At 56.5% G+C, this 25,446-nt stretch carries 26 protein-coding genes; 12 read left to right on the plus strand and 14 right to left on the minus strand.

From position 1 onward, the window contains the following. Window positions 1-38: 38 nt before the first annotated feature. From AB6729_RS01620 to AB6729_RS01640, 5 genes are all read right to left on the minus strand, one after another. Window positions 39-770 carry a PIG-L deacetylase family protein gene (locus AB6729_RS01620; RefSeq protein ID WP_371079815.1) on the minus strand — a complete coding sequence of 244 codons (732 nt, stop codon included), beginning with the start codon at window positions 768-770 and terminating at the stop codon, window positions 39-41. After that, the gene (locus AB6729_RS01625) at window positions 755-1,540 is read right to left on the minus strand and encodes a ribonuclease HII (RefSeq protein WP_371079816.1); all 786 of its coding nucleotides are present in this window, start codon (window positions 1,538-1,540) and stop codon (window positions 755-757) included. The genes AB6729_RS01620 and AB6729_RS01625 overlap by 16 nt, the downstream gene beginning before the upstream one ends. A 96-nt stretch (window positions 1,541-1,636) precedes the next feature. After that, window positions 1,637-2,215 carry a hypothetical protein gene (locus AB6729_RS01630; protein WP_371079817.1) on the minus strand — a complete coding sequence of 193 codons (579 nt, stop codon included), beginning with the start codon at window positions 2,213-2,215 and terminating at the stop codon, window positions 1,637-1,639. A 138-nt stretch (window positions 2,216-2,353) separates the two neighbouring features. Continuing rightward, on the minus strand, window positions 2,354-3,085 hold the full coding sequence (locus tag AB6729_RS01635; RefSeq protein WP_371079818.1) for an SIMPL domain-containing protein: 732 nt from the start codon (window positions 3,083-3,085) through the stop codon (window positions 2,354-2,356). Then, window positions 3,082-3,264, minus strand: a complete 183-nt coding sequence (locus AB6729_RS01640; RefSeq protein WP_371079819.1) for a hypothetical protein — start codon at window positions 3,262-3,264, stop codon at window positions 3,082-3,084. Before AB6729_RS01640 ends, AB6729_RS01635 begins: the two co-directional genes overlap by 4 nt. Window positions 3,265-3,356: 92 nt before the next feature. Here AB6729_RS01640 and AB6729_RS01645 point away from each other — a divergent pair, with 92 nt between their 5' ends. From AB6729_RS01645 to AB6729_RS01660, 4 genes are all read left to right on the plus strand, one after another. Further along, window positions 3,357-3,632 (plus strand): hypothetical protein, encoded by a 276-nt coding sequence (locus tag AB6729_RS01645; protein WP_371079820.1) that lies wholly within the window; start codon window positions 3,357-3,359, stop codon window positions 3,630-3,632. Between the two features lie 80 nt (window positions 3,633-3,712). Beyond that, window positions 3,713-4,000, plus strand: coding sequence for a hypothetical protein (locus AB6729_RS01650; protein ID WP_371079821.1), 288 nt, complete (start codon window positions 3,713-3,715; stop codon window positions 3,998-4,000). Window positions 4,001-4,114: 114 nt separating this feature from the next. Then, window positions 4,115-5,167, plus strand: coding sequence for a GTP 3',8-cyclase MoaA (moaA, locus tag AB6729_RS01655; protein ID WP_371081174.1), 1,053 nt, complete (start codon window positions 4,115-4,117; stop codon window positions 5,165-5,167). Between the two features lie 134 nt (window positions 5,168-5,301). Beyond that, the gene (locus tag AB6729_RS01660; RefSeq protein WP_371079822.1) at window positions 5,302-6,465 is read left to right on the plus strand and encodes a diguanylate cyclase; all 1,164 of its coding nucleotides are present in this window, start codon (window positions 5,302-5,304) and stop codon (window positions 6,463-6,465) included. Here the strand turns inward: AB6729_RS01660 and AB6729_RS01665 are convergent. After that, window positions 6,395-7,426, minus strand: a complete 1,032-nt coding sequence (locus tag AB6729_RS01665; protein WP_371079823.1) for a hypothetical protein — start codon at window positions 7,424-7,426, stop codon at window positions 6,395-6,397. The two genes, AB6729_RS01660 and AB6729_RS01665, sit on opposite strands and share 71 nt — an antisense overlap. Window positions 7,427-7,499: 73 nt before the next feature. After that, window positions 7,500-8,285 (minus strand): NIPSNAP family protein, encoded by a 786-nt coding sequence (locus AB6729_RS01670; RefSeq protein ID WP_371079824.1) that lies wholly within the window; start codon window positions 8,283-8,285, stop codon window positions 7,500-7,502. A gap of 185 nt (window positions 8,286-8,470) precedes the next feature. Here AB6729_RS01670 and msrA point away from each other — a divergent pair, with 185 nt between their 5' ends. From msrA to AB6729_RS01685, 3 genes are all read left to right on the plus strand, one after another. Next, the gene (msrA, locus tag AB6729_RS01675) at window positions 8,471-8,947 is read left to right on the plus strand and encodes a peptide-methionine (S)-S-oxide reductase MsrA (RefSeq protein ID WP_371079825.1); all 477 of its coding nucleotides are present in this window, start codon (window positions 8,471-8,473) and stop codon (window positions 8,945-8,947) included. Between the two features lie 60 nt (window positions 8,948-9,007). After that, window positions 9,008-9,385 carry an EVE domain-containing protein gene (locus AB6729_RS01680; protein ID WP_371079826.1) on the plus strand — a complete coding sequence of 126 codons (378 nt, stop codon included), beginning with the start codon at window positions 9,008-9,010 and terminating at the stop codon, window positions 9,383-9,385. Window positions 9,386-9,502: 117 nt separating this feature from the next. Continuing rightward, a complete protein-coding gene (locus tag AB6729_RS01685; RefSeq protein WP_371079827.1) occupies window positions 9,503-10,270 on the plus strand; it encodes an enoyl-ACP reductase in 768 nt (255 codons plus the stop codon). Here AB6729_RS01685 and AB6729_RS01690 read toward each other — a convergent pair. Next, window positions 10,249-11,676, minus strand: a complete 1,428-nt coding sequence (locus tag AB6729_RS01690) for an ArnT family glycosyltransferase (protein ID WP_371079828.1) — start codon at window positions 11,674-11,676, stop codon at window positions 10,249-10,251. The genes AB6729_RS01685 and AB6729_RS01690 overlap by 22 nt on opposite strands. Window positions 11,677-11,759: 83 nt before the next feature. Here AB6729_RS01690 and AB6729_RS01695 point away from each other — a divergent pair, with 83 nt between their 5' ends. After that, the gene (locus AB6729_RS01695) at window positions 11,760-15,350 is read left to right on the plus strand and encodes a glycosyltransferase (protein ID WP_371079829.1); all 3,591 of its coding nucleotides are present in this window, start codon (window positions 11,760-11,762) and stop codon (window positions 15,348-15,350) included. A gap of 32 nt (window positions 15,351-15,382) precedes the next feature. Further along, the gene (gene pruA, locus AB6729_RS01700) at window positions 15,383-17,020 is read left to right on the plus strand and encodes an L-glutamate gamma-semialdehyde dehydrogenase (RefSeq protein ID WP_371079830.1); all 1,638 of its coding nucleotides are present in this window, start codon (window positions 15,383-15,385) and stop codon (window positions 17,018-17,020) included. A 130-nt stretch (window positions 17,021-17,150) separates the two neighbouring features. On the opposite strand, the gene rplS is transcribed toward pruA, so the two are convergent. The 5 genes from rplS to rpsP form a co-directional block, all read right to left on the minus strand. Further along, window positions 17,151-17,510 (minus strand): 50S ribosomal protein L19, encoded by a 360-nt coding sequence (rplS, locus tag AB6729_RS01705; RefSeq protein WP_083345037.1) that lies wholly within the window; start codon window positions 17,508-17,510, stop codon window positions 17,151-17,153. Window positions 17,511-17,612: 102 nt separating this feature from the next. Beyond that, window positions 17,613-18,422, minus strand: coding sequence for a tRNA (guanosine(37)-N1)-methyltransferase TrmD (gene trmD, locus AB6729_RS01710; protein WP_371079831.1), 810 nt, complete (start codon window positions 18,420-18,422; stop codon window positions 17,613-17,615). Window positions 18,423-18,457: 35 nt separating this feature from the next. Next, complete coding sequence (rimM, locus tag AB6729_RS01715; protein ID WP_371079832.1) at window positions 18,458-19,018, minus strand: ribosome maturation factor RimM; 561 nt, start codon at window positions 19,016-19,018, stop codon at window positions 18,458-18,460. A gap of 14 nt (window positions 19,019-19,032) precedes the next feature. Continuing rightward, window positions 19,033-19,275 carry a KH domain-containing protein gene (locus tag AB6729_RS01720; protein WP_371079833.1) on the minus strand — a complete coding sequence of 81 codons (243 nt, stop codon included), beginning with the start codon at window positions 19,273-19,275 and terminating at the stop codon, window positions 19,033-19,035. 215 nt (window positions 19,276-19,490) lie between these two features. Then, window positions 19,491-19,739 carry a 30S ribosomal protein S16 gene (gene rpsP / locus AB6729_RS01725; protein ID WP_371079834.1) on the minus strand — a complete coding sequence of 83 codons (249 nt, stop codon included), beginning with the start codon at window positions 19,737-19,739 and terminating at the stop codon, window positions 19,491-19,493. Window positions 19,740-20,186: 447 nt separating this feature from the next. Here rpsP and AB6729_RS01730 point away from each other — a divergent pair, with 447 nt between their 5' ends. Further along, entirely contained in the window at window positions 20,187-20,897 is a 711-nt protein-coding gene (locus AB6729_RS01730) for an esterase family protein (protein WP_371079835.1), read from the plus strand. Window positions 20,898-20,945: 48 nt separating this feature from the next. After that, window positions 20,946-22,700, plus strand: a complete 1,755-nt coding sequence (locus tag AB6729_RS01735; protein WP_371079836.1) for a VWA domain-containing protein — start codon at window positions 20,946-20,948, stop codon at window positions 22,698-22,700. A gap of 52 nt (window positions 22,701-22,752) precedes the next feature. Here AB6729_RS01735 and AB6729_RS01740 read toward each other — a convergent pair whose 3' ends face one another. Further along, window positions 22,753-24,195: an alpha-L-fucosidase gene (locus AB6729_RS01740; protein ID WP_371079837.1), complete on the minus strand. Its 1,443-nt coding sequence runs from the start codon at window positions 24,193-24,195 to the stop codon at window positions 22,753-22,755. 184 nt (window positions 24,196-24,379) lie between these two features. Here AB6729_RS01740 and AB6729_RS01745 point away from each other — a divergent pair, with 184 nt between their 5' ends. Beyond that, entirely contained in the window at window positions 24,380-25,321 is a 942-nt protein-coding gene (locus AB6729_RS01745) for a transporter (protein ID WP_371079838.1), read from the plus strand. Window positions 25,322-25,446 lie beyond the last annotated feature (125 nt).

Here is a 25,446-nt window from a genome sequence, read left to right on the forward strand (position 1 = left end):
TTTGCTCCTCAGAATGGCGGCAACGGTGAAGGCGATTCTTACTCAGTGCCTTCGATCAGGCTGTGCGTGATGGTGGCGGCCTGGGGATCGTTTGCGGCGGCCAGGGTGTAGAACTCGCGATGGCCGTGTTTCTCCCAGAAGGGACGCACCTTTTCCAGCACTGGAAGCTGCGAGGTGTGCTGCTCAAAGGCTTCGTATTTCCGCTGCTTCACGGCGGAGACATCGAGCTCCACTGTCCAGGGCGCAGGTTGCTGCGGTTCGCGGTCGGGCAGGGTGAAGTCCGTGCTCTGGTGATAGAGGCGCTGTGCGACCCACGGTTCCAGGCCGAGTCCCGGAAAGCGCTTGGAACGCGCCGACCAGTGGAACGCCGCAGAGGTGAAGGCGCAAACGGCGGTGTGGTCTGCATGCACGTTCAATGAGCCGTCGAGGCCGAAGGTGAGTACGACGTTTGGCTTCCATATGCGCATGCGTTCGACGAGACGCTTCGCTGCATCCATGAGAGGAACGGTCTCGAGTTTGCCATCCTGGTAATCCAGCAGTTCGTGCTTTGTGACGCCGAGAACAGCGCAGCTTCGTGCGAATTCTTCGCGGCGCATCCGGCCGAGGTCTGAGCCGTCGTGCGAGACACCGCGATTCGTGGCTGCCTGACCATCGGTGAGGCAGATGACGTATGTCTCCCAGCCTGCGTCTGCGGCGAGCGCGAGTGCTCCTCCAAAGGCGAAGCATTCGTCGTCCGGGTGTGCAATGACGCACATCAGGCGCTTTGGCATGGCTCGATCTCCTCTGCAAATTCGGCGTCATCAAAGAGCAGGCCAGTGGTGGCAACGGCGCTTTCCAGCGCATCGTCGCCGAAGAACTTTGCGACGGGCGCGAAGGAGCGGCGATGCCACTTTGTGGGGCCATGTTCGTCGAGTGCTCGACGGTGTTCCGGTGTGGCGTATCCCTTGTGTGAATCCAGACCGTATTGCGGATGGTCAAGGTGCATCTCGCGCATCATCGCGTCGCGATGCACCTTGGCGAGGACGCTGGCGGCGGCGATGGAAATCGACAGGGAATCGCCGTAAATGAGCTTGGTCTGTGCACTGGGATGGTCGATGCGCATGGCGTCGATGAGCAGGTGGTCCGGCGTGCATCCGAGTGCGTCCACGGCGAGTCGCATCGCAAGGCGTGAAGCCTGGTAGATGTTGATACGGTCAATGGTTTCGGCATCGACCTCCGCGACCGCGTGGGCGATGGCGCATTTCACGATCTCCTTGCGCAGCTTCTCGCGTTCTTCACGTGTGAGCTGTTTCGAGTCGCGCAGGCCGAGTTTCTGCAGACGAGTCGTGCGCTCCGGAAGAATAACCGCACCGGCGACGACGGGGCCGAAGAGAGCGCCGCGGCCAACTTCATCCACGCCCGCGATGCAGACAAAGCCGTGGTAGCGGAGCGCCTGTTCCGGCGCGTCCGAACAGACCAGTGTGCGCAGCATCTGCTCCTTGGTCTGGCCTTCGGGGATGAAGGGTCGTTTACGGCGAAAAAGAGGGTCTGTCCGTTCCATCTGGCGCGTTTCCAGTGTAACGGTTTTCGATGGGTGGCCAAGGGGATGAAAAAGCCGGCGGCAGGGCCACCGGCTCCGGTGAACAGAAAGAATGGCTTACGAGACGATGCCGCTCAGGGTAACGGGCTGGCTGTCGTTGATGCGTGTGCCGGGGCGGATGAGGGTGTTGTCCGCAAACGTGAGCGTATAGCCTCGCTCAAAGACCACGTCCCGATAAAAACGAACGCCTGTGCCAAGACCCGCAAAGATGTGATGGCCCAGCATGGAACGGAAACGAAGGCCCAGCCACAGATTCTGGCCCAGCACGGTGCGGTCAAAACCTCGCCAGAACCAGATGAGTGGCTTGATGGGGTTGAAGCGGTCGCGATCCAGGTCGTCTTCCATTTCGGCAGGCAGCGTAACGTTGCGCGGGTCGATGGATTCGGCAAGCACGGACATGGGGAGTTCGCTGATAAGGGCAGCATTCATGCGCCCGCCATGAGGGCGACCGAGCAGAAGCATATGCAGTTCATCGCGGACAATTTCGCTGCGACGCACACAGTTGGTGTTGCGCGAGAACTCGGCGTTCAGATGAGCCAGCCATCTGCGGTAAATGGCTTCCGCCTCCGGCATGGGGCGGGGGATTTCTGTGTGGGCCTGTGTGTCGGGTTGTGGTTCCTGCACTGCGGTGGTCATCGGCGGGCTCCCTGTGCTTCGCAACACACCGTTTATACGCCTTTGGTTGCCCTTATTTCATCTGCCAGTTTATTGAGGTGGTGGCGGGCTCCCACATCTCAGCATCGAGACACGGGAAACTCGCCTTTGTCAGTCAAGTTACTCGATGGCAAAGATAGCGAAGACAGTGGAAGAACGTTCCACGCGGCGATTGGAGATGCTGAGTGGGCGCACGTCCTTGGCCATCGGCGCTGCCATCGCGCGCATCGCCATCATCGGACGTACTACAGCTTCCTGCGGCTGGTTGGAGGCGTAGAGCAGTGAGCCGACCTTGATATGCAGACCTTCCGCCATGCGTGCGGCGATAGCCTGTGCATGGGAGAGAGCCTTGGCCGAGGCTGCGGCTTCGAGAGCTGACGGGTCCTTCATCTCCCAGCCAATGCTGCCACTCTGGTTTGCTCCGGCTTTCACCGCAATGTCGAGGACGTGCGCGGCGTCGTTGGGGGTGGTGCGGACGGTCCAGCTCTGCGTGATGCGGAACTTCATGTTCTTGAGCGAGGCAGGAATGTTCTTCAGCTCGTATTCGTTGAGTGGCTGCAGGTTCTGGTCCTGGCTTTCGATGGAGTCCGCAGGCACGTGCGCGGCGGCCAGTGCGTCAGTGATGGCGTTGGAGCGGCGCGAGCCTTCGGCGTAGGCACTCTGCTCATCTTCGCCATAGGCCTGATAGCCGATGTTTACAACGGCCTGATCCGCCATCGCGAAGGCGGTGTCTGTGGCACTGACGGTGATGCTGCGGTTGTCCTTGTTGATGGACAGCGTCTGGTTGACTTGCGCAAAAGACGTGGCGGCAAACAGGGTTGCGGCAACTGCAGCAATCATGGTCGATCTCATGCTTCTTCCTCCCGCTGCAGCAGTTTCTGCAACGTTTCTTTGTGCTTGGACGTACGTTGTTGGGAGCGCGTCTTGTCGTCTGGCAGAACTATTTCCGGAGGCGGCGTGCCGACGCGTTCGCGCGCGTTGGCCTTGACCGCTTTGGTTGCGGAGAACACTTCTTTCTTTGCCTTGCTCATAGTTGTCTCTCATAACAAAGATGCACTCTGCAGGATGAAAGGATTATGCTCCTTCATGGTGAATCGTTTTTTATTCGCCAGGGGAGAGCCGCATGGAAGAGCGCGATTTTTTTGATGAACGGACCGAGCCGCGGACACATACGCTGGTCTGTTCGAAATGCGGTGTCGCCGGGGAATACCAGTTGAACTGGCTGGTTCGCCGGAAGAAGCGGCAGTTGTCTGGACGGGCCGATGAACGGGACCGTGCGCGGTTTGCCAAGGCTCAGAACTACATGGTGCTGCGGGATGACACGGCAAACTGTACCAATCCGCGGTGCCGGAAGCGGTTTGAGATTGCTGGTATAAAGACCATGGCGTTTATCGACTAGGTAATAGCCGTTTCGCAAGACGCATTGCACCGGATGTGGTGTAATAACCATGTAGATTTCCGCAGGAGAACCAAGTTCCGATGAGCCACGCACCTGTTGTCGTTTCCGAGCGCCACCTGACCACGGCAGAAGTTGAAGAGCTGGATCGCCGCCGCCGTCGCGGTCACCTGCTGCTGATCATCGGTCTGCAGATGCTGGTGGTAACGGCGCTGGTGAGCATTCTGTGGGTTGGCCAGGATCTGGCGCAGTCGCCGGGATGGTCGCACCCGATCTTTTACTGGGCCTGCATCACCGGCACGGTGTCAATTGTGTGCCTGCTGCGGGGAATGAGCCTGCGCCGTGGATTCCACGAGTTCACCAGCTACTAGGCTGAACCCTCCGACTACTTCGGTGGCCCGTGCTTCGGCACGGGTTTGCTTTTTGAACGCAGTTTTCCTCGTGGAGACGAGTCCGCCGTGGCCATAGCTCAGATCATTCCGGAGATGGTGACTGCGTCTCGGCTCGTGGGCGCAGAAGGGCGGCTGCGCGACAGTTTCGGAAGAGCGATTACCGATCTGCGGGTTGCCGTAACGGACCGTTGCAACTATCGCTGCGTCTACTGCCGTACAGGCACCTCTGGCGGTGGTTACTCGGAACTGCCACTGACGGACTATGCGCACATGGTGCGGGTGCTGGTTGGCCTGGGGGTGGAGAAGATCCGTTTGACGGGCGGCGAGCCTCTGTTGCGTGAGGACCTGCCGGAACTCATCCGCGGTGTACGTGCGATGCGTCGTGCCTTCGATGATGCGGGACTGCCGACAAGCGAAGGCGGACCGTTGGATATTGCACTGACGACAAATGGCCATCTGCTGGCACCCATTGCGAAAGACCTGAAGCGTGCCGGGCTGGACCGCATTACGGTGAGCCTGGATGCGGTGGACGAAAAGACGTTCGCGCGCGTCACGCGGGTACCTCGTGCCTTTGGCCGTGTTCTTGATGGCATCCACGCGGCACAGGATGCCGGGCTGGCACCGGTGAAGGTGAATTGCGTTCTGCTGCGTGGATGGAATGACGACCAGATTGAAGCTTTCGGAGAGTTCGCGCGGCGCGAACATGTGATTCTCCGGTTCATTGAGTTCATGCCGCTGGAAGAGGACCACACATGGTCTCGCGATGCGGTGGTGACTGAGGCTGAAATTCTGGAGCGGCTGGGCGCGGTGTGGCCATTGGTTCCGTTGTCTCCCAACAGCGCCAGTGAGACGGCACGCCGCTATGAATTTGCGGATGGCCGTGGAGAGATTGGGATCATTGCGCCGGTGTCACGACCGTTCTGCGGACACTGTTCGCGCCTGCGGTTGACCAGCGATGGCAAGCTCCGGACGTGCCTGTTCTCACAGGTAGATCATGATCTCTACGAGAAGGTGCAAGGCGGAGTCGCAGATGCGGAATTGGAGGCGTACATTCGAAATGTGGTGCGCGGAAAAGAAGAGCGACACCACATTGGCGAAGCAGGATTTGCAAAACCATCCCGTTCCATGGTGCAGATTGGCGGATGATCTGTAGGCGCAGCGAGTGTCCCAATTGGTGTCATTTCACTGGAACGGTGATGCGTGTTTTACTCATTGAACAATTGTGTTGCGCGGAGAAACGCGGCTAAGGGAAATCCATAGAGCAGCAACCCAGGCCCAGGATGATACGAAGAAAATCTCAGAAAGACCTCGAACTCGAGTTTGCGCAGTCATGGCAGCAGGACTATACGCGCCTGTTCCATGATGTAGCGCGGGCGCTGACGTCCACGCTCGAACTGGAGATCGTCCTTACCACCGTTATGACCAAGATGGCCCAGGTCTTCCAGCCGGAGCGATGGTCCATGATGCTGGTGGATAAGGAAAAGAACGACCTGTACTATGCCATTGCGGCAGGCGAGGATTCCAATAGCCTGCGCGGTCTGCGCGTTCCCATGGGAGATGGTGTCGCTGGGTGGGTGGCGTCGTCTGGAAACCCAATTGTGGTTCCGGACACCTCTAACGACCCGCAATGGCAGGATTTTTCACGACGCAATCCTACGTTGAACATTCAGTCGATTGCCTGCGTTCCGGTACGTTCTTCGGAGGGCGTGCTGGGCGTGATCCAGTTGCTGAACAGCAAGGTGGATCTGCTGAGTGATTTTTCTATCCAGTTTCTGCGTGTGTTGTGTGATTTCAGCGCCATTGCAATTCGTAATGCCGCTGACATGAAACGCATTCATCTGCTGTCCATCACGGACGACTGCACCGGCTTGTTTAATGCGCGGCATCTTTACACCTTGCTGGAAGAACAGCTTTCACGAACGGACAAGACACCCTTCAGCTTGCTGTTCATGGACCTGGATCACTTCAAGAGCGTGAATGATACGCATGGGCATCTGGTGGGTAGCCGTCTGCTGGCAGAGGTGGGTGAGATGATTCGCCGTGTGGTCGGGGCAGATATACCGGCGTTCCGATACGGCGGTGACGAGTTTGTGGCGCTGCTTCCAGAACACGACCGACTACAGGGACGTGAGATGGCTTTGCGGCTTTTTCGCGCGCTGCGAGAACAATCTTTCCTGGAGGACAAGGGGCTTTCGCTGCGCCTTCGCGGGTCCTTTGGTATGGCAACGTATCCGGACGATGCACTTACAGTGGAAGGCATCATCAAGGCTGCGGACGACATGATGTATCACGTGAAGGGAACGACACGTGACAACCTTGCTATTGCAGGCCTCGGGTCCATCCTGAAGGATGGTGAACTGAATTTGCGTGAATCTAAGGTACGGAACGTCGCGGCGCCAGCACAGGAGCACGTCGCGCTTCCGGCAGGATCGCATCGCGATTAGCCGGTGCCATGGGATGTACGCCAAAGTCCCATACGCCAGTGTTCACGGTCTTTTCGTCGATCACTTCCATCAGGGCGTATTCGCCCATGCGAAGTGGCTGCCTGGGGACGATCTTCAGCCAATGACCGCCGGGTAGCGAAGACGTTGTGGTCTCCACAATGTCCGCCTGCTGTTTCGCGCTTCCAAGAAGGCCGATGGAGAAGCTGGTGACCACGCGTACATCGCGGCGCACGTCTACTGCGACGATGACGTACTGGCTCCTGGGCGACGGCGTATCCACCTTGCGACCCCTGTTGTTATCGGTATCCACGTGGAAGGCGCCCCCACCGTTGTAAGTCGGGTCTTCGTCGTCCATGCGAACGTAGAACTCGGGGTCGTTTACGTGGAGTTGTACGGGGGCGCTTTGACCTTTGATCTCGATGAGCTGGTGCGCGTGCGAGAGGGGATTGATGGTCTGGCGCAGGATGTTGTGCGCAGTTTGCCGGTTCAATTCACCATCGGTCTGCTGCAGAATGGCGAGCTGTGGCTGGCCATGATATGTGTCCAGCGCAAGAACGGAATCGGACTCCGGCAAATGCAGGTCTTTGGAGACCTCCGGTGTGCGCGCGGCGCGGTCCGCCTCTTCTTTGGCTAACTCAGGATCGATCTGTACGGCGGGAATGCCATTGCGCTGGGCATCGGCACGCTGTTCCCACTGGTGCGTTGCGTCCAGATCGACAAGGCGTACGGGGATGGCTTCCTGCTGGGCTCCGCGTTCCGCAGAGAGGTAATACACGTAGTCACCTTTGATGGTGTACGAAAGCACCACCTGGAATGTGCCGTCTTTCAGATAAAGACGGGTGCGACGCAGGCCTTCGCCGGGCGAGGTTTCGCGCTGCAATGGCGCGGAACCCTGTGCATGAAGCAGAGCACAAGGCAATAGCGACAAGGCAATCAGCGTGCAGATGGGGACGTACTTCATCTCAATGAGTTAGACGCTTAAAAAACATACAGGCTGCACCCGTAGATGCAGCCCGCGGTGTTCTATGAAGAGATTAAATCTGCGAACTGGCCAGCGGATTCAGGTAGAGGTTCGTGATGTTGCTGACAATTTCCGGATCGGTGTAGCCGGGCTTATGGGAGAGCACCTTCCACTCCGGGTCTTTGCCGAAGACAGACCAGTGCTCCGTCAGCTCCGCAACGTCAGTAAAGGTAAGCATGTAGGTGAGGCTGGGCAGGCGCTCGCCGGTAAGATCATGCGCAAAGAAGACGGGAGTGAGGCCAGTGCGTTGGAAGACGCCAATTTCCGCTGTTTCAAACATCTCCACCTTTTTCAGGTGAGCGGCCATACTGGGGCTCTCGTACGTGCGGAGCTGGAACATGCGCTTTCCGGCTTTGGGTGCGATCAGCCTGGGGAAGCCGCTAAAAGCTGACAGCATACGCACTTCCGAACGCTGGAATGCTGGAGCGGTGGCAGGAGCGGTCCAGAATGCCGTTGCGGCTTTCGCAAATTCCGCATCGTCTGCAAGTAGCAGGTCCAGCGTCAACAGTTGCTCTGCGGACGTAGACGGGATGAGCGCGTAGTAGGTGGGTGTCTCCGGGCCAATGGAGAGGGCGAAGGTGCCCACCTTTGCAATGCCCATGCGGTTTAGTGCGGGGATGAGGGCGTGTTGCAGGTAATCCTGCATCAACATGGGTTCGGGGCCGTTACGCAGGCTGTACCGGCGCAACTGGTAGAACTCTGTGGATGCTTTTGCAGCTTGCGCTGCTGCTGGAAGTGAGTCTGTTGCTATGGCTGTCATGCCTGCTGCCGCGCTTGTAATGAAGTTGCGCCGGTTCAATAAAATTTTCCTCCCGGGAATCATTTCCGATTCTCTGCACTGCTCACGATAGCAAATTAAATACGTCCGTGCGGTCATCGACTTTTCATGTTCTCCCGGGGTGACAAACACGACTCTCAGGCATCAAAATGCGTGTGCTCAGGAACTGCCTGCGGGTGGCGACCGGAGCAGGAGGTAAAAAAGTAGTGGCAAAGGCAAAAGCAACATTTGCAGCAGGTTGTTTCTGGGGCGTAGAAGCCCGTTTGGTAGAGATTTCCGGAGTATTGGAAACGGCCGTTGGATACGAGGGTGGTACTTTAAACAACCCAACTTATAAGGACGTCTGTACGGATCAGACGGGCCATGCGGAGGTGGTAGAGGTCACCTTCGATCCCAGCCGCGTGAGTTATGACGCGTTGCTCGATCACTTTTTTGCGCTGCACGACCCCACGCAGCTCAACCGGCAGGGTCCGGACTGGGGAACGCAGTATCGCAGCGCTATTTTCACCCACAATGACGAACAACGTCGCGAAGCGGAAGCAAAGATCGCCGAATTGAATGCCGCGGGAGTATTCCGTGGGCCGATTGTCACGGTAGTAGAGCCTGCCTCCAGCTTCTGGAAGGCGGAGGAGTATCACCAGCGGTATCTGGAAAAGCGCGGTATGGTGGCCTGTCACATTTAACAGAAGTTCCGTTTTCCCCTCATCGAGTCCTGTGGCTGATATCCTCATCCACGGGACGCGATGAACTATCTGCTGAAGTCAGAACCGGACAAGTATTCCTACGACGACCTGTTGCGCGATGGCGAAACCATTTGGGACGGCATCAAGAATCCGCAGGCGCTCATGACCCTTCGCAACATGAAGAAGGGCGAACACTGCGTCATTTACCACTCCAACGTAGGCAAAGAAGCCGTGGGAACGGCCACTGTGCAAAGCGTGGATGCGACCGATCCGAAGAATCCAATCGTAAAGCTGAAGGCAGGCAAACGACTGAAGCGGGCCAAGCCGCTGGCGGAGATTCGTGATGCTGGCGTGTTTCAGGGCAGCATTATGTTTCGTCAGTTTCGGTTGAGTGTTGTGCCGCTGACGGATGGGCAGTATGACTGGCTGATCGCGTAGCCATTAGCTTCTGGCTCTTAGCTGTTAGCTAGAGGGTTGAAGATATTGAACGCCGTCAAAACAGATGGGAAATGAGCTAATAGCTGAGAGCTAAAAGGCTAAGAGCTGAGGAAAGAGATGATTGATCTGCAGGGTAAGACCGCGGTTGTATTCGGGCTGGCGAACAAGCGTTCCATTGCATGGGCCATTGCGCAGAAGTTAAGCGACGCCGGTGCCAGGGTGGCCATCTGCTACCAGAACGAGCGCCTGAAGAAGGAAGCGGATGGACTGATCCCGGAACTGAAGGATGCGAAGAGCTTCCAGTGTGACGTGTCTATTGATGCTGAGATTGATCGTGTTGCGGAAGAACTGAAGGCTGCTTACGGTACCGTGGATATCATTGTCCATTCGGTTGCATTCGCACCGCCGGACGCCATCAAGAGCGATTTCCTGCTGACGAAGCGCGAAGACTTCCGCATTGCGCTGGATGTGAGCGCGTACTCACTTGTAGCCGTGTCGCGTGCGCTGGCGCCGATCATGAATGAGGGCGGCAGCATTCTGACGCTGACCTACTACGGCAGCGAGAAGGTCTTCCCCAATTACAACGTGATGGGCGTGGCCAAGGCTGCTCTGGAAGCCACTGTGCGTTACCTTGCCGCATCGCTGGGACCGAAGGGCATCCGCGTGAACGCGATTTCGGCTGGCCCCATCAAGACGCTGGCCGCTCGCGGCATCGGCGATTTCAACAAAATTCTGGATACCGTGACAGAGCGCGCACCGCTGCACCGCAACGTGGAGACAGCCGAAGTGGGCAATACCGCTGCGTTTCTGCTGTCGCCACTGGCCAGCGGCATCACCGGCGAAATCACGTACGTGGACTGCGGTTACAACGTCACGGGCATGTGATCGGCATTCGATCTGTGTTCCATCCACAGGCCGGATGCGAAGACGATCAGTAGCGGGAAAAACTCCAGCGTATAGCGCTGCTCGGGGTTGTCGAGGGTGAGTAGAAGGAGGCATCGCAGAGCGATGTATCCGGCCATCGACAACACGAGCAGGCTTTCGCGTTTTAGTACTCTGCGAAAGCCTGCGATAGCGGCGAAGAAGTAGGCGAGATTCAGCGCCGCGTAAGCCAGCGCGAAGGTGGTCTGTGCAGGATGCTGGCGGAATTGCCACCAGCGTTCGGCAACGGGCAGCATCTCCGTGCGCGGATGCAACAGCATGTTGGCCAACCGCCCGAGAGGCAGCAGAAGGTAATAGCGCAGAGGATGCGCTGCAATGCGTTCCTGCGCCAGAGCCTCAAAGCCTGCTTCCACCTGCTGATTGAGCTTGCCTTCGTAACCGGCCTGTTGAAGTAGTTTCTCTGTCTGCTGCCGCTGCAATGGCGTATCAAAGGCGCGCTGCGGAAGATCGGCGCTGTTTACGAGGTCTTCTGGATAGTTCCAATAGGCGTCCTGCGTCGCAGTAAAATCGACGCCCCAGGTGCGGAACCAGCGCTCGAAATGAATGGGCGTGGGCTCCCCGGGGTCTGTGGCCTGTTTGGGTGAGATCGGTTGGAAGACATGAAACACGCGGTAATTGCGGATGGTCCAGGGTGCGAAGGGAAGCGCCGTCAGGGCGAGACAGAGGATCGCTGGCTGTAGGCGTTGTCGCAGAGTTCCATGTTTACCGGCAATAAGAAGTACGGGCAGGATCGCGACGGCGAGCAGTCCTTGATCCGGTCGCAGCAGCACGCTGCAAGAGAGGGCAAATGCCAATGGAATAATCCAGCGTGTGCGGCGATCAGCAAGCCAGAGTTGCAGCAGGTAAAACGCCAGTGCGAGGAAGAAGAGGGTAAAGGTTTCGGTAAGCGGGACCACCGCGTAGTTGGCAGTGAATGGGCAGAGGCAGGCGAGAGCCAGTGCCGCCAGGCCGCAGGTTTGGCCACCGATCTTCCGCGCTGTAATGGCGACGACGCAGCAGGTGGCCAGGTCTGCGGCGATCTGTAGCCAGAGCACCGGCAGAAAGCTGTGGAGAGTGCCGGGAGCAGCGTGTAGAAAACGGTCAAAGAGCCACGAAAGTGCGGCCAGTATCGCCGGATAGCCGGGCAAACGGATGAGCGTGGGACGTATCTGCCCGCTCTCGGTCAGGCCATAGATGTGGTGATGCAGCCAGTTGAGCGCAATATCCTGATAAAGAACCGAGTCAGCGGCAAAGAATGCGTGTTTTTGCAGGAAATAGAAGCGCAGCAGAAAGCCGCAAACCAGCAGGAATCCCGCGAGGAGTGCCAGCTGGCGCTGCTTGTTCGGAATGTCGGTCGGCGCGGCGGGCATCGCTTTGCATCATAACGGTTATCTTCTGCGGAAAGAGTTCATTACGGACGCGCAGTTTTTCGCAAGGATGGATACCATAACGAATGGATATGGCAGAGCCAGCTACGCGAGAACAGAAGCCGATTTTTTTTGACGAGAAACGACGCAGGTGGAAGCGGCTGCGGCGGGTTCTGGACATCTCTGCAGCGGTGGGCCTGCTGACGTTCATACTGTTTGTGCTGGGTGTGCTGCGGATGCGGCCTCTGCCGGAGCTATTGCTGGAACCGGCGAAGCACAATTACCGCGCGCAGAATTCGCAGAACATTCTGTCTGAAGAGAAGGCGAAGAAGGTGCGTCCCGCGCATCGACGGACAGACCGCAATGCTTCGGACATTCCACTGAACATGGACGAAGGTTTACGTGCGGCGTTCTACGTGGAGTGGGACCCGGCCAGTTACAGTTCGCTGAAAGCACATGCTAAGCAACTCGACATGGTGTTTGCGGACTGGCTGCATGTCATTACTCCGGATGGCAAGCTGACCGGCTACAACAGCGAATACCAGAAATTCGATGTGGTGGATGAATCCGGCGTACATTCCGTTGACATTGACCGCAAGGTGGAGCGGACGCTGACTGCCGCTGCATCGGGTACAGAACTGTTCCCCATGGTCAGCAATTCCGTGATCAATGCGGACTTCTCTGACAGCGTTGGGCCGTTCCTCAAGAACCCTGAAGCACGTCAACATTTTCTGAACCAGTTGATGCGATTTGTTACGTCGAATCCGCGCTATCGCGGCATCTCGTTCGACTTTGAAAGCATGCCTGCTGAGGCACAGCCCGGTTATCGGCAACTGATCAGCGATGCGTACATTGCGCTTCATATGCGCGGGTTGAAGCTGTATGTCAATACGCCCGTTGCAGACGATGACTGGGACTTGAAGTACATGGCTGCGCATTCTGACGGTCTGTTGCTGATGAATTATGACCAGCACCAATCGGAGAGTGAAGCCGGACCGATTGCAGCGCAGGACTGGTTCGTGAAGAACCTGCAGGATGTGATGAAGCAGGTGCCAAAGGACAAGATTATCGTCGACATCGGTAGCTACGGCTATGACTGGGTGACGACGTTGCCAGCGGCACAGCCACCTGCAAAGAAGGGGAAGCGGGTCAGAAAAGTTGTTCCCGCGAAACCGGAAACGGTACGTGTAGATAACAAGTCGCTGCAGGAGGTTTGGCAGACAGCTTCTGATTCCGGATCCTACGTTGATCTGGACGATGCATCGCTGAATCCGCACATTACTTATGACGACGAAGATCAGCATCAACGCCATCAGGTGTGGTTTCTGGATGGTGTCACCATCCTGAACGAGATGCGTGCGGCGCGCAGACTTGGCTTACAGACGTTTTCGCTGTGGCGGCTGGGGTCGGAAGATCAGTCTCTGTGGAAGATCTGGGATCAGCCGATGCGATCGAATCCCCTGGTGGATCTTGCTGATGTTGCTCCGGGATATGACCTGGATATCGAAGGCAAGGGCGACATCATGCATGTCTCCGGCGCGCCGAAGAATGGGCGTCGCACGATGACCATCGATGACGATTCGAAGCTGGTTGACAGCGAAACGTTGACGAGTTATCCGCTGTCATATTCGGTGGATTACTTCGGCTATCACCCGAAGAAACTAGTGATCTCCTTTGATGATGGCCCAGATCCGACGTGGACACCGCAAATTCTGGATGTGCTGAAGAAGTACGGCGTCAAGGGTATCTTCTTCATGATTGGAGGAGAGGCCGATAACAACGTCAGCGTGATGCAACGTGTATATCGCGAAGGTCACGAAATAGGCAATCACACGTTCACGCATCCGGACATCTCTGTCATCAGTAATCGCGAAGTGGATGTGCAGATGAACCTGACGGAGCGATTGTTTGCCGCGAAGCTGGGTGTGCTGCCACTGTTCTTCCGTCCGCCGTATGACATTGACGAAGAGCCGGACACGAACGATCAGGCTGCGCCGATGGAGCGTGTGCAGCGTCGTGGCTACATTGTGGTGGGTAACAAGATTGACACGAACGATTGGCAGGAGACACCGAAGAAGACGCCGCAGGAAATCGTCGACAGTGTACTTAAGCAACTGGATGATATGAAGGAGCGGCCGGACAAGGCGGGTTCCATCATCCTGATGCACGATGGTGGTGGTGATCGTTCGGTGACGGTGGCTACCTTGCCGCTGTTGATTACGACGCTGCGCGCGAAGGGCTATGAGTTCGTTAGCGTAAGTGACCTTGTTGGCAAGAGCCGCGACCAGGTGATGCCGCCGATCAAGGGCTGGCGCAACAAACTGCTGGCGCAGGTTGATTCACTGGCCTTCTTCGGTCTGGCAACGTTCAATCACTTCGTCGTTGCGGTGTTCTTCATTGGCGACATCCTGATGAGTGGTCGCCTCATCATCATTGGTCTGTTTGCCATCATTGATCGCTTCCGTCGCAGGAAGAACTTTGCTGGACCAGATTATGAGCCGCGCGTTGCTGTGTTGATTCCTGCGTATAACGAAGAGAAGGTGATCGTCCGCACCATTCGCAGCGTGATGATGAGCACGTACAAGAACCTGCACATCATCGTGATTGACGACGGTTCCAAGGACCGTACGGCTGAGGTGGCGCGCGAAGCGTATCCCGAAGACATTGCCAGCGGTCGTTTGACTGTAGTCACAAAGGAAAACGCTGGCAAGGCCGAGGCACTGAACTATGCGCTGCAGCACTATGTTCATGAAGAGATTTACGTGGGCATTGATGCAGACACAGTGATTGCGCATGATGCGATTGCGCGGTTGGTTCCGCACTTTGCCAATCCACAGATTGGCGCAGTGGCGGGCAATGCGAAGGTGGGCAATCGTGTCAACCTGTGGACTCGCTGGCAGGCATTGGAATACATCACCAGTCAGAACTTTGAGCGTCGCGCATTGGATCTGTTTGATGTGGTCGTGGTGGTGCCGGGAGCCATTGGTGCGTGGCGCACAGAAGCTGTCCACAAGGGCGGCGGCTATCATTCCAATACTGTTGCGGAAGACGCCGACCTGACGATGATTCTGTTGGAGCAGGGGCTTAGTGTGATCTATGAAGATCGCGCGCTGGCATTTACCGAAGCTCCCGTCAACATGAATGGCCTGATGCGTCAGCGTTTCCGCTGGTCATTCGGCATCATGCAGGCGGTGTTCAAACACATTGGTGCGGTCACGAAGCGCAGAGCGATGGGGCTGTTTGCTTTGCCGAACATCATCGTCTTTCAGATACTTCTACCGCTGGTGTCGCCGCTGATCGACCTGATGTTTGTGGCCAGCTTCCTGAAGTTTCTTTACGACCATCACTTCCATCCAGAGTCGGCCTCGAGCGCAAATTTTGTGAAGCTGTTGTACTTCTTCCTGGCGTTCATGGTGATTGATTTTTCCGCGTCGGCATTGGCCTTCCTGCTGGAACGGAAACACCCCGCCAGCAAGGGCGATATGTGGCTGCTGATGCATATCTGGATTCAGCGATTCACGTATCGACAGGTATTCAGCGTGGTGTTGTTTAAGACGGTTAAACGCGTGATCGATGGGCGTCCGTTCAGTTGGGACAAACTGGAACGCACGGCGCAGATGAGCAAATCGACGGACCAGATGCTGAACGGCGCGCCGTCGCCAAAGTCGTCCACGTAGAACAGCTTTTGTAAAAGGAATAAACTGGACTTATGGCAACGAACGCAATTCCCACCGTACGCGAGCCTCAGGCTCCGCTGAAGACCTTCGTCAATGAGGCATTTCAGGACTTCACCAATAGTGATGTGAAGGCGAGTATGCAGGAAGCCCTGCGCCTGGTTGAGAGTGAATTGGGCAAGGAGTATCCACTCATTCTCGGTGGCGAGCGTGTGTATACCGCAGAGAAGATCGTCTCCACCAATCCTGCGAAACCTGCACAGAAGATTGGTGTGCACCAGGAAGCTGAGCTTGCCCATGTGGAACAGGCTGTTGCCGCGGGAGAGAAGGCTTTTAAGACGTGGAGCCGCGTGCCGGTGCAGCAGCGCGTGCAGTTGCTGCTGGATGTTTCGAAGCTGGTGCAGCAGCGCAAGAACGAACTCTGCGCATGGCTGACCTATGAAGTCGGCAAGAACTGGGCCGAGGCAGATGCAGATGTTGCCGAGTGCGTTGACTTCCTGGAGTTCTATGCGCGTGAGGCACTGAAACTGGATGCGGCTAAAACGCCCATTCAGTTCCCGGGTGAGAAGAACACGCTGCGTTACATTCCGCTGGGTGTGGGAGCAGTCATTCCGCCGTGGAACTTCCCGCTGGCCATTATGGCAGGCATGACGATGGCGGCCGTCGTCAGCGGCAATACCGTGGTGCTGAAACCTTCACCCGACGCAGGCACCATTGCCTCACGCTTCTTTGCGCTGTTGGAAGAGGCGGGGATGCCAGAGGGCGTGGTGAACCTGTGCCAGGGAACGGGTGACCGCGTGGGCGCCGCGCTGGTGGCTAATCCGAAGATCCGTTTCATCGCCTTCACCGGCTCGAAGAAGGTGGGCCTCATCGTGCATGAGACAGCCGCTAAAACGCAGCCGGGGCAGCACTTCATCAAGCGCACGATTCTGGAGATGGGTGGCAAGGATGCCATTCTTGTCGATGCGGACGCTGACATCGATGCCGCAGTAGAGGGTGTTGTGGCCAGCGCGTTCGGTTTCAGTGGGCAGAAGTGCTCGGCATGTTCACGTGCAGTGGTGGATACCCGCATTTATGACGTGTTCTGTGATCGCCTCGTTGAACGCGTGGAGAAGATCAAGGTGGGCGATCCGGTGGAGAACTTTGCCATGGGACCTGTCGTGAACAGGATTGCATTCGACCGTGTGCTGAACGCCATTGAGACCGGCAAGTCCGAAGGCCGCCTGCTGACCGGCGGCGAGGCGTTTGCGAACGCAACTGGCGGATATTACGTGAAGCCGACAGTCTTCGCGGACATCGCTCCGAATGCACGCATTGCGCAGGAAGAGATCTTTGGGCCGGTATTGGCTGTGATCAAGTCGCAGAACTTTGATGAGGCTCTGGAGATCGTCAACGGTACCGAATATGGCCTGACCGGAGCGATCTATTCCATGTCGCGCGAGCGGCTGGACCGGGCTGCGAAGGAGTTCCACGTGGGGAACCTGTACCTGAACCGCAAATGCACCGGAGCCATGGTGGGAGCGCATCCCTTTGGCGGCTTCAATATGAGTGGAACGGACTCGAAGGCGGGCGGCGGGGATTACCTGCTGCTGTTTACCCAGGCGAAATCCATTGCGGAGAAGCAGGGCGTCATCGATGAGACGGATCAGATGACAAAGCCAAACGGCATTTAGCTACGTTGCAAGGTCATACAAAGGGGCATGGCGATTTGCCATGCTCCTTTGCTATTGGGGAAGTGACCGCACCAAAGAAGAAGGCGAGCGCCGGAGCGCTCGCCTTCTGAATTTCCATTAAGGAAGTGATTTACGCGTTGGTACGTGCAACTTCGCGCAGACGGGCAGCCTTGCCACGCAGACCGCGCAGGTAGAACAGCTTGGCGCGACGCACTTCGTACGAGCGAACCTTTTCGACCTTGTCGACAACCTTCGAGTTGAACGGGAAGATACGCTCCACGCCCTGACCGAAGCTCATCTTACGGACGGTGAAGGACCCCTGAGGTCCGTTCTTGCGAGCGATGCACATGCCCTCAAACGCCTGAAGACGCTCTTTGTCGCCTTCCTTGATCTTGACCTGCACGCGCACGGTGTCGCCTGGCGCGAATTCGGGAAGGTCGGTACGCTCCAGCTTTGCTGCGAGCTTCTGCATGATGGGATGAATGGACATGATGCCTGAATTCCTTACTTAGTAATCGTTGTTCAGTATACCGCAGAATCTGGAAAAGTTGGCATAAATCGCCCTGTGTGGCGTATTCGCTCTGGATATCCGCTAATTCTCACGCAGTGTTGCGAGAAATCGTCTGTCTTCAGCAGACAGGGTTGCGGTTTCCAGCAAATCGGGCCGATTCGCAGCCGTTTTGCGCAGCGCCTGTTGCCGCCGCCACTTGCGAATGGCGGTGTGGTCGCCACCGGAGAGGACATCGGGGATGGGCATTCCGCGAAATTCTGCAGGTCGTGTGTAATGCGGGTAGTCGAGCAGGCCTGCGGAAGGTGACATGGCCAGCGGTGGAGCGTCTTCAGCCTGTTCGCTGTCATGCGCATGACCAAAGCTTTCATAATGCGCGGAATCGGGGTTCCCGAGCACCCCCGGAAGCAGGCGGACGACCGCGTCGACGATAACCGCCGCGCCAAGTTCCCCGCCGGAAAGCACGTAGTCGCCGATAGAGATTTCGCGGTCGCAGTGCAGCGCATTCACGCGTTCATCCACACCTTCATAGCGTCCGCAGATCAGCACAAGCCGATCCAGCGATTTCAGCTCCTGGGCGATGGTTTGTGTGAACGGTTGCCCCTGCGCCGAGAGCAGTACCACGGATTCCTTCTGTGTATCGCGATTTGCTTTCGGTGCAATTCCAAGCGATTCAATTGCCTCGGTAAGGGGCTCTGGCTTGAGGACCATGCCCTCACCACCGCCAAAGGGGCGGTCATCGACTGTGCGATGCCGGTCGTGGGTGAAGTTGCGCAGATCAACACAGTTCACCGATGCAATCCCAGCGGACAGCGCCCGCGCCACCACGCCATAGCGCAGGGTGCTCTCCAGGAAAGCAGGGAAGATGGTCACAATGTCGACTTGCAGGGCCATATGGAGTTGTTGCTTCTCAGGGTAACCGCAGGAAGCTAGCCGTTCATCTCCAGCAGGCCATCCGGCAGATTCATCTCAATCTTGCGAGCGGCTGTGTCGATGCCGGTGACGAAGGCATTCGCAAACGGGATGAGCACCTCATCTCCATTGGCGCGTTCGACCACGAAGAGGGCTGCGGCATCTTCGATGCGCTTTCCCGCAGGATCCTGGGGGAAATGCATGTCAACAACGGTACCAAGTAGGTCGCCGTGATGCACCATCTGGCACCCGATCAGATCGCTCACGTAATAGTTTCCGTTAGATAGTGTAAGTCGCTGATTTGAAGCTATTTCGATGGTGGCGTTTAGTAGCTTCTCAGCATCGGAAATGGAATCCACACCACGCAGCTTGAGTACGATCCGCCCAGCGCTTCGTCCTGTTGGAAGCCACGAGTCTTCGACCACGACGGGCTGTGGTTCACACTCCGGAAGCCGGAGAAAGATGTTTGGATATTCGCGAAAATGATCCGGGAAGTCCGTTTTCAGGTCGGCCAGAACTTCTCCTCGCCGTCCCTGCGGACGTACCACACGCGCCAGCGAGATCCATTCCTCTGCCATATGAGCCCCCGCCCTTACTCCGACTGCACATCCAGGCTGAAGCGATGCTGTACCTTGCTTCCGGCGGCGCTGAGAATGGTTCGCAGCGACCGTGCCGTGCGTCCTTGTTTGCCGATGACCTTGCCCAGGTCGTCGGGATGGACAAAAAGACGAAGAACTGTTTCGGATTCAAAAGCTTCTGATTCGACCCGCAGGTTTTCCGGATGGTCTACAAGGGCTTTTGCAATCCCGGTAAGCAGCTCAGAGATATGATTCACAGATTCAGGGGAGGAATGGTCCGTCATACGTACCTTGGAAGGGAATGAGATTTCTTACCCTGTTCAGCAACCAACACAACGCTGCGCAGAGAGACTCTTCCGAACTTAGATGATCTGTACCACCAGAAGTGACTGAAATAAAAGAGCCGCGGAGCTATGCGAATCATGGAAGGCATAGGACCGCGGCCCGAGGTTAAAACGTCCTCAACAGTGGCTTAGGCAGCCACTGCTTCGGTCGCGGGCGCGTTCTTAACGAGCTTCGCCACAATATCCGACATCTGGGCGCCAACGCCGGTCCAGTAATCGATGCGATCGTGCTTCAGGCTAACCGTTGCGGGTTCCGTACGCGGGTTGTAGGTACCAACCACTTCGATGGAACGACCATTGCGGGCGCGATCCTTTTCGATCACAACGATGCGGTAGTAGGGCTGCTTACGCGCTCCAACGCGCGCCAAACGAATCATGACCACTTGGTTACTTCCTCACTCACAAACAATGTCTTGGTGATGGCCGGTGCACAGGGCAGCGGAAATTGCGCAGTGCCTGTCACCGACGGCGGTGCGCGCAACACATTCCAACCTATCTATTGTGGGCTATTAACGACAAAAATACAAGAAGGGAATCGCCAAGATCCTTCAGAAAACGGAACCCACCGCATTCCCGAATTGGTCCGGACTCGCCTTCTTTCGTTGTTTTACATCCGGAAAATCGGTCATGGGAGTGGGCACGGCAGAAGCGTAACGGACGTCAGGGAAGCAAAGAACGCTGTTGCTGTCATCGCCATCGGGTAAGATGCCTTCCAAGGAACCAGAGACATTTTGTCTTTGCCGCGCGTAAGTGCGTCGGAACGCGGCAGTATGCGTCCATCTCGATAGAGCACCGCATCCCACCTATTACCGGAGGGCCGCACCATGCACCGCGAATACCACGTCGATCAATCGGAGGCACTGGGGCGTTCCATGGAGCACCTGGTCTTCGGTCAGGATGGTCTGCCGGTGATTGTCTTTCCCACCTCCCGCGGCCGGTTTTACGAATTTGAAGATCAGGCAATGGTTGGCGCGCTGGAAAGCAAGATCAACCGTGGCCAGATTCAGCTGTGGTGCGTTGACTCCGTCAACAACGAGAGCTGGTTTGCCGACGGTGCGGAAGGAAGTTGGTGCATCGCACGGCATCTGCAGTATGAGCGATACATCCTGAACGAACTGGTGCCGTATATCCATACGCGCAATCGGAACAAGATGCTGGCAGTGATGGGATGTTCCTTCGGCGGATTTCACAGCATGAGCATGGCGCTGCGCCATCCGGACAAGATTAACGCGGCACTGTCCATGGGAGGAGCATTTGATGTAGCGCGTTTTCTCCACGGCTATTACTGCGATGACTTGTACTTCACGCTGCCCATGGATTTTCTGCCGAATCTGCACGATCACTGGTATCTGGACCGGTATCGGCATAACACTTACATCCTGGCGACCGGGCATCACGACCAGTACTGGGATGACAATGAGCGGCTTGCAACGATTATGCGTGACAAAAACCTTCCCGTTCGGTTGGATGTGTGGGGAGACAACACCGGACACGACTGGCCTTGGTGGCGGCGTATGGTGCAAACCTACGTCTGAAGCGTCGTTGATGATGTGTGCTTCAATGTTCCACACAGAGGAACGTTCATGCAGCGCGCTCTCAGATATCTTGCAGCTTTCATCGTCATGCCGCTAGTGGCGCAGAAGCCTTCACCTGACACGACTACTCTCAAAACCACAGCGCGCCTTGTTCTGGTCGATGTTGTCGTTACCGATCATAATGGCAAAGCAGTACATGGCCTAAAGGCAACGGACTTTCACCTGACGGAAGACAACGCACGGCAGGTGCTGCGGAACTTTGATGAGCATGCGGTTGCTGCATCTGTTCCGGCGAGTAGTGTTCAGATGCCTCCCGGTATGTTTACCAATTTCACTACTACCTCGCCCGATAACGTAACCAACATCCTGCTGATTGACCGCCTGAACACGGATCAGCTTGACCAACTCAATCTGCATCGGCAGTTAGTGGCGTTTCTCAAAGGTGCCGCTCCCGGCACGCGAATCGGTATTTTCATTCTCGGCTCACAACTCTCCATGTTGCAGGGACCTACAACGGACCTGACAAAACTTCGCGCGGCAATGCAGTCCACTACAACGCGAGAAGCAACCCTGAAACCTGACCAACTGCACGATTCCTTCGCTGACCAGATGGAGAATATGGGCGCACCTCCAGCGGTAGTGGTGTCACTGCGGCAGTTCGAAGCTCAAAGGGGTGCGAATGAGTTGGATCTTCGCGTCAAGTTGACTTTGGCAGCCATGAACCAGTTGGGCCGCTATCTCTCTGGCCTACCCGGACGTAAGAACCTGGTCTGGCTCTCCGGTTCGTTTCCTCTGAATGTCTTTCCGAACAATATCCAGGCACCGGGCAACCCGTTTGTTACCGCTGCGAACTACCAGGCAGATCTTCGTAAGACAACCAGTTTGCTGGCACAGGCACAGGTCGCAGTCTATCCAGTAGGGGCAGCTGGCTTGCGCGTATCGCCGGTCTTTGAAGCAGAGAACAACAAGACCTATGCGAATCGCTTGCACGCCTCGCAGCCAAGCCGTGCGGCAACCGACAATGCGGAGTTCGAGTCCACCCTTCTTGCCGAGAATGACACGATGAACCAAATGGCAGAATCCACCGGTGGGCGCGCCTTTCACGACACGAACGGTCTTGCAGAAGCCGTTGCGTCCGCACTTACAGATGGAGCCGACTACTACACACTTGCGTACACGCCGACGAATACAAAGACGGACGGAGGCTATCGCAAGATCAAGCTGCAGCTTACGAATCCCGCATATACGTTGCGTTATCGTCGTGGATACTTTGCGGCGCCTACCAACCCTGCAGCACAGGCTTCCGTGGCCGTGCGTGGAGCAATGGCACTTGGTACTCCCGTACCGACAGAAATATTCTTGAAGTCGGCAGTCCTCCCCGCCATTGCCGGCGATCCCGAAGAGGTCGCGGCGGCGCCGCACAATCTGCTGGCAGCGAATGTAGTCGGCCCATTCCAGCGCTACACGATCGATACCATCGTTAATCCCACTGACCTTGCCTTCGAGCACGGCGAAGACGACAAGGTCGTTGCCAGCTTTGACATTGCCATACTTGTCTACAGCGCGCAGGGCATATTGACGAATCGTCTGATAAACCAGCTTCACGCGTCTGCCACGCCACAGGAGTTTCAGAAGGACATGCAGCAGGGCGTGCAGTTCCACGAGGAAATCAGCGTTCCTGTCAAAGGGGAATACTTTCTGCGCATTGTGGTGCATGATGTGGTCACGGATAAGATCGGCGCGGTGGAAGTACCAATCGACAACGTCCGTAAACTTGCTCCGTTGCATGCTGCAGCAAAATAAAAAATCGCCAGTAAGCGGGGAACTTACTGGCGATTCGACTTATTTTTAGTGATTACTTCGCCGTCTTCAGCACGACAACACTTGCAATCGGATCGATGGCGTTTGCGGGTAATGTGACGTCTACGGCATCACCGTTCTGTTTGAATGTGAGCGGCTTCTTCGTCGCCAGCAGATAGGCTCCTGTGACATTGCGCGGCATCTTCTCCAGGTGCAGCGTGGTGCCGGGCCACTTGAAGATTTCTACATAGACCTTGTCGGCCTTTGTTGTGGAGCGCCATTCCCAGGAGGGAATCCACTTCGGCTGCTTGGTCTTCTCGTTGATCTCCGTCTTGCTGAAGCTGCCTGCTTCCGGTCCGAAGAGTGTAGGAGAGGTGCCATAGATGGCTTCGCCATTCACGCTCATCCACTTGCCCACCTGCTGCAGGCGTTCTACTTCCGCGGAAGGGACGATGCCGTGTGAGTCTGGTCCGATGTTCAGCAAATAATTGCCGCCCTTGCTGGCAATGTCGATCAGGTTGCGCACCAGTGTTTCAGTGGATTTGAAATTGTTGTCATAGGACTTGTAGCCCCATGTGTCATTCATGGTCATGCACGATTCCCAGTCACGTCCGGGGTATCCCTGCGGCGGAATGAACTGCTCTGGTGTTTCTGTGTCGCCCTGATACTTGCCGCCAAGGCGGTTGTTCCAGATCAGGTTCGGATACTTGTTAAGTAGCTTAACGATCTCCGCGGAACGCTCCGGCGTCATGACTGTGCCTGGTGTATCGAACCAGACGACAACGGGATAATCCCTGTAGTTCGTCAGCAGTTCGGTGAGTTGCGGGATGGCCTTCTTGTGCAGATAGTCGTCAAAGCTGCCGTCCTGCGCTTTGTCCCAGTGATGTGTGTCTGGATCATGCCCGGGCCGCATGGATGCGCCGCCACCCGGCGCTGTCCAGTCCTGCGATTGCGAATAGTAGAAGCCGAGTTTCACGCCTTGTTTGTGGCACTCTTCCGCAAGTTCCTTCAGAGGGTCGCGATGGAACGGTGTTGCGGCAACAATGTTGAAGGGGTCGGCCTTGGAGTCGAACATGGCAAAGCCGTCATGATGTTTTGAAGTGATGACGATGTATTTCATGCCTGCGGCCTTTGCCAGCGCAACAATGTCATGCGCGTTAAAGCCCGTGGGATTGAACTGCGATGCGAGCGCTTTGTAATCGGCCACCGGAATGCTGGCGTTGTTCATGATCCATTCGCCGATGCCGGGAATCTGTTTGCCATTCCACGTGCCTGCGGGGATTGAGTAGAGGCCCCAGTGAATGAACATGCCGAAGCGTGCTTCGCGCCACCATGCCATGCGCGCATTGCGTTGTGCTGGTGTCTCCGTATCCTGAATCGCCTTGACGGGATGGTTCACACTTGCGGTGTCGATCCGCGATCCCTCAAGTTGTGCTTGCGCGCACACACTCATCGCCGCCATACATCCTGCCGCTACTGCTGATTTCCAACGCATCATCCTGATTACTCTCCCGTGCAAGCTTGAGGGTTCGCGACATGGCATGGCCAGTTCGAAACCCGGGAGGATTGTACTTCGCACCTGCTGGAACTGACAGTTGTTCCAACATGCAGAGCACGGTGTTCTGAGATGCAGAGGAGGGGAGATGCACAAAGACGCGCCTTTGCCGACGGGAAAAATGTTTGTGACAAATCTGCGTACAGCGGTGCGCCATGGATTACTGGCCGTGTTGGTGATGCTGGCCTTTGTGCCTTGGGCTGGTGCGCAGCAGCTTGGGCACTACATCGGAGGCTTTAGCGGATTGGACAATGGCACGTCCGCTCCTCCGGGATTCTATGCTGCAGAATTTGGCCTGGTGGAACCAGTGAGCAGTATCAAGGGGCCGAATGGAAGAACCGTGTTGCAGCCGGACATCAACGTAGGCGGTGCCATTACAGCATTCAGCTACATCTCTCAGAAAAAAATCCTGGGAGGTGAATACGGCATGGCGTTCATGGTTCCGGTATTGAACACGAGGTTCAATTCAAACTTATTCAACAAATCAGCGCAGTCGGCCGGTATCTCCGACATTATGTTTGAGCCAGTAAATCTTGGATGGGCGAAGGGAGCCGCGAACTACACGCTGAACTATGCCTTTTATGCCCCCACAGGCGACTTCGATCCAAGCTCTCCACTGAATACCGGATTAGGCTTTTGGGAGCACCAGGTTTCGGGGGGCATGTCGCTCAGTCTGGACAAGAAGAAGCTCTGGAACGCGTCCGCGCTGACCGTATGGGAATTCAATCATTCGAAACTGGGCGAAGATCTAAAGCCCGGACCGATCTTCACGGGCGAATATAGCCTGGGTCGCCGCTTCTTCAAATATCAGATGAACGCAGGATTGGTAGGCTTTGCTTCACATAAGTTATCGACCGACACAGGATCGGCAGTGAGCCCCCTGACGAAGGGATATCTTGATCGCGGTTTCGGCGCTGGCGGTGAATGGAAGTACACCGATATCAAACATCATCTGGCTTATGATGTCCGCTTTGAGCAGCAGTATGGTGTGCAGTTGCGCACATCGGGACAGGTTGTTGTTTTCAGTATCACGTATCTCAAGCTGACTCCCCCGAAGCCTTCCAAGTAGTCCATCACAACGATTCTTTATTCGGATTCGCCTCCTGCGCTTGTTGGCCACGCAGGAGGCGGTTTTGGCTTTACATCAGATAAAGTCGCCGTTCTCGCAACGCGATAGAGTCGTACATGCATCCA

The organism is Terriglobus sp. RCC_193, assembly GCF_041355105.1.
Classification (GTDB): domain Bacteria; phylum Acidobacteriota; class Terriglobia; order Terriglobales; family Acidobacteriaceae; genus Terriglobus.

Coding starts and splice junctions, on each gene's coding strand:
- AB6729_RS01630 (WP_371079817.1), bottom strand. CDS start 2,215: ATGACCACCGCAGTGCAGGAACCACAACCCGACACACAGGCCCACACA.
- AB6729_RS01735 (WP_371079836.1), top strand. CDS start 20,946: ATGCAGCGCGCTCTCAGATATCTTGCAGCTTTCATCGTCATGCCGCTA.
- AB6729_RS01635 (WP_371079818.1), bottom strand. CDS start 3,085: ATGAGATCGACCATGATTGCTGCAGTTGCCGCAACCCTGTTTGCCGCC.
- AB6729_RS01650 (WP_371079821.1), top strand. CDS start 3,713: ATGAGCCACGCACCTGTTGTCGTTTCCGAGCGCCACCTGACCACGGCA.
- AB6729_RS01645 (WP_371079820.1), top strand. CDS start 3,357: ATGGAAGAGCGCGATTTTTTTGATGAACGGACCGAGCCGCGGACACAT.
- AB6729_RS01730 (WP_371079835.1), top strand. CDS start 20,187: ATGCACCGCGAATACCACGTCGATCAATCGGAGGCACTGGGGCGTTCC.
- rplS (WP_083345037.1), bottom strand. CDS start 17,510: ATGTCCATTCATCCCATCATGCAGAAGCTCGCAGCAAAGCTGGAGCGT.
- trmD (WP_371079831.1), bottom strand. CDS start 18,422: ATGGCCCTGCAAGTCGACATTGTGACCATCTTCCCTGCTTTCCTGGAG.
- AB6729_RS01695 (WP_371079829.1), top strand. CDS start 11,760: ATGGATATGGCAGAGCCAGCTACGCGAGAACAGAAGCCGATTTTTTTT.
- AB6729_RS01625 (WP_371079816.1), bottom strand. CDS start 1,540: ATGGAACGGACAGACCCTCTTTTTCGCCGTAAACGACCCTTCATCCCC.
- AB6729_RS01740 (WP_371079837.1), bottom strand. CDS start 24,195: ATGATGCGTTGGAAATCAGCAGTAGCGGCAGGATGTATGGCGGCGATG.
- rpsP (WP_371079834.1), bottom strand. CDS start 19,739: ATGATTCGTTTGGCGCGCGTTGGAGCGCGTAAGCAGCCCTACTACCGC.
- AB6729_RS01660 (WP_371079822.1), top strand. CDS start 5,302: ATGATACGAAGAAAATCTCAGAAAGACCTCGAACTCGAGTTTGCGCAG.
- AB6729_RS01620 (WP_371079815.1), bottom strand. CDS start 770: ATGCCAAAGCGCCTGATGTGCGTCATTGCACACCCGGACGACGAATGC.
- AB6729_RS01685 (WP_371079827.1), top strand. CDS start 9,503: ATGATTGATCTGCAGGGTAAGACCGCGGTTGTATTCGGGCTGGCGAAC.
- pruA (WP_371079830.1), top strand. CDS start 15,383: ATGGCAACGAACGCAATTCCCACCGTACGCGAGCCTCAGGCTCCGCTG.
- AB6729_RS01690 (WP_371079828.1), bottom strand. CDS start 11,676: ATGCCCGCCGCGCCGACCGACATTCCGAACAAGCAGCGCCAGCTGGCA.
- AB6729_RS01680 (WP_371079826.1), top strand. CDS start 9,008: ATGAACTATCTGCTGAAGTCAGAACCGGACAAGTATTCCTACGACGAC.
- AB6729_RS01665 (WP_371079823.1), bottom strand. CDS start 7,426: ATGAAGTACGTCCCCATCTGCACGCTGATTGCCTTGTCGCTATTGCCT.
- moaA (WP_371081174.1), top strand. CDS start 4,115: ATGGTGACTGCGTCTCGGCTCGTGGGCGCAGAAGGGCGGCTGCGCGAC.
- AB6729_RS01640 (WP_371079819.1), bottom strand. CDS start 3,264: ATGAGCAAGGCAAAGAAAGAAGTGTTCTCCGCAACCAAAGCGGTCAAG.
- rimM (WP_371079832.1), bottom strand. CDS start 19,018: ATGGCAGAGGAATGGATCTCGCTGGCGCGTGTGGTACGTCCGCAGGGA.